We start from the raw sequence: 449 nt of genomic DNA, 5'->3' as shown, positions 1-449 counted from the left end.
CGTTTTCTGAAAAAAAGAGAGCAATAGCTTCTGCGAAAAATCATCGAGATGCCTATGAAGATCTAAGAGTGTTGGTGAGAGAAGTTGATGGTAAACAGTATTTTTCCGTGGTGGTTGGGCAGTTTCCAACTAAAAGTGCTGCGAAATTAATGCAACGAAATATGATGTCTAATACTGGAATATCTAGTTATGTCATTCAGCGTAATGGCGCTCAGCGTGAGATCAACCTAAGTTCTTAATTTTGTGGAGGAGATAAGCTCCTGACACTGATGGTCAGGAGCTTGGCGTAATTACGCTTTTTTACGACGTGTTGCCGCTAATCCTGCTAGCCCGATAGCAAACAAAGCTAAAGTGCCCGGCTCAGATACTTCAACATCGTTGATTTCTCTGAACAGTTTTGTTCTCAATGCAGCTTCAAAGTCAGTGCTGAAGTTGTTCGCAGTAACAAA

General features: G+C 41.6%; 2 protein-coding genes. One reads left to right on the top strand and one right to left on the bottom strand.

The window, feature by feature from the left end:
* Window positions 1-239, top strand: a 239-nt coding sequence (locus A3762_RS05995; protein WP_156493281.1) for an SPOR domain-containing protein, incomplete at its 5' end; no start/stop codon positions are given.
* A gap of 51 nt (window positions 240-290) precedes the next feature.
* Here the strand turns inward: A3762_RS05995 and A3762_RS28765 are convergent.
* Complete coding sequence (locus A3762_RS28765) at window positions 291-407, bottom strand: PEP-CTERM sorting domain-containing protein (protein WP_369820645.1); 117 nt, start codon at window positions 405-407, stop codon at window positions 291-293.
* Window positions 408-449: the final 42 nt, after the last annotated feature.

The organism is Oleiphilus sp. HI0125 (genome assembly GCF_001635355.1).
Note: the sequence above shows the minus strand (reverse complement) of the source record. Positions and strands in the feature narration are given on the sequence as shown.